The sequence below is a fragment of the Corynebacterium sp. HMSC05D08 genome (genome assembly GCF_001807215.1).
GTDB classification, from domain to species: domain Bacteria; phylum Actinomycetota; class Actinomycetes; order Mycobacteriales; family Mycobacteriaceae; genus Corynebacterium; species Corynebacterium striatum.
Genome location: NZ_KV788347.1, coordinates 1 through 2,053, shown reverse-complemented (window position 1 = coordinate 2,053; position 2,053 = coordinate 1). Strand labels below are relative to the sequence as shown.

At 50.9% G+C, this 2,053-nt stretch carries 4 protein-coding genes; all 4 read left to right on the top strand.

Features of this window, described 5'->3' with window-relative positions:
• A partial coding sequence (locus HMPREF3148_RS09545; protein ID WP_141741083.1) for an ArsR family transcriptional regulator occupies positions 1-346 on the top strand: 346 nt, incomplete at its 5' end.
• Positions 347-513: 167 nt separating this feature from the next.
• Positions 514-729, top strand: coding sequence for a hypothetical protein (locus HMPREF3148_RS09540; protein ID WP_049064010.1), 216 nt, complete (start codon positions 514-516; stop codon positions 727-729).
• Entirely contained in the window at positions 729-1,349 is a 621-nt protein-coding gene (locus tag HMPREF3148_RS09535; RefSeq protein ID WP_070509053.1) for a hypothetical protein, read from the top strand. The genes HMPREF3148_RS09540 and HMPREF3148_RS09535 overlap by 1 nt, the downstream gene beginning before the upstream one ends.
• 432 nt (positions 1,350-1,781) lie before the next feature.
• Positions 1,782-2,053 (top strand): hypothetical protein (locus tag HMPREF3148_RS13880; RefSeq protein WP_100619316.1); only part of this gene is annotated, 272 nt, incomplete at its 3' end.

Here is a 2,053-nt window from a genome sequence, read left to right as displayed (position 1 = left end):
CAAATGCCTAGGAACAAAACCCGGGGCACTTCACAGCAGCGAACGCAAAGCACTAGCCACCATGGGCCGCAGAGGTGGACAGAAAGCCGCACAACGCTGGAAAACCGACCCCGAAGGTAAATATGCGCAAGCACAAAGGTCGAAGCTCGAAAAGACACATCGTAAGAAGCGAGTGGAAGGTCAGACTACGCGCGCCCGTATACAAGCCTTAATCGGTGACTCCTATGTACAAACAGGGACCGTTTTGACGCGTAAGCAAATAATGGAGGAGACGGGGCTGTCCCGTGCGACGGTCACTCGACACCTTGCTGCGCTGCGTGAACAAGGAATGATTCCTGCGGAGTAAAAAGGGGCTCACACCGTAAGCAATATACGGTTCCCCTGCCGCTAGGCAGTTGGATAAAACCTCACGTGAAGAAACCTCTCCTGGAAAAGTGAGCGCTCTAGGATCTGCGCAGTGTAGAAAGTTATGCTAATCTTACTGATAAATAGGGAGTATAGAAAGGAGATGCTATGGCCAAAAAAGGAAACTCTATATTGATTGTTCCTGCCGTAGTCTTTGTCGTATCTCTTGTTCTTTCCGTCGCTATCATCAGTGAAATGATGCCTGATGCCGTCCTTGGGGATAGTTTCGGGGAGTGGATTCCGATGATCGTGGGATCTTTTGTAGCACTAGCGATAAGTTCTTTATCCCGATTTATCATACGTCGTTCCAGGAGGGGTAAATAGTGGCTATCAAAAATAAAGCTTTGACGTTAGGTGTGGCTACAGCTTTCGCCGTAGCTTCGCTTTTGTCTCAGGGCGTAGCAATGGCCCAAACGGAAAGTCAATTTTCCGAGTCCACCAAGGCTGGTGCTGGATTTGAAGAGTGTCAGTCTGGTGGCTACGCGGGAGATAGGGCGAAAGAAACGTCACTAGGAGAAGGCACTGGTCCGGGTAAGAGTGAAGAACTTTCGTCGGATGAGCTTAAACAAGCTAACGAGGGTCTCGCTAAAGCTGGAAGGGGAACCTTACCGGACTCTACAGTTGCCTTGCGTTACTATGACGATGGGACTACAGGCGCTATCGACAAAAATGGAAACGTTATTCAGAAATTGAATGATACGGATAACGTCTCGTCCGATGGTGCTGGTGCAGTTACTACTTACTCTGTACACGATGAAATTAAGTCTGTAGTCGGGGCATGTCTAGGCGTAGGTGCTGGGGGAGGGACAACCTGGAAAGCGCTTGGAGAAGATGTTCTTGTTCAGTTGACGTCCTGGCGAACGGCAGTGAAATTTGTTATCCGTCGGATTGGTTTAATGGCAGCAGTTTCTTGTATGGGTGGAATTGTCTGGCACTACGTTTAACTACTTCGAGCGTTTTGGGGAATTTGACTCTCCTACGGTTCAGGTAGAGGACAATGAATTTTAGTCTGTTCATGCTGTGCTCGTGAAGAAAACAGTTGAGGAACCTTAGAGCTGAGTAGAAGGCTCTAGGGTTCCTTTTTTGCTGCTAGGAAGTCACGTAAGCGTGACTTCCTAGCCTCGTTTGATTGCCACGTCCTGGTACTCGTTTGCGCGTGCGCGCCCTAACGTTTGAGCGCGCTCTGTTGCTCATACTGATACGCGAATGCGCCGGCGCATTGCCTGACACAAGCGCCCTGCTATCTGCTCACAGGTGTTCACTCCCCCTGACCACGACCTACGCTCACTGGCGCGCCCAGTTTCATGGTACATTTGCACTAGAAGTGCTTAGGGGTGTTCAGATGCTCACCGTGCTGGTTAGAGGAGGTGGCGTGCGTGCTGACTATTGCGAAGATGGGCGCGCATTCTGTGACCTATTATCAATCCACGGTTGATGAGAATCGAGGGCCGGATTCATACTATTCCGAGGACGGAAAGCAGCCAGCTTCGGTGTGGCTTCGGGGTGAAAAAGTGGCCGAGGTTTCGGCGTTTTTGGGTGCCGAAAACGGCGCTGTTGTGTCGGGAAAAACAGTTGAGGATTGGTTCAATAAGGCGGTTGCCCCGAGTGGTGTAAGGGCCCGACCCCCGGAAAGTGGACACGTCGGGGG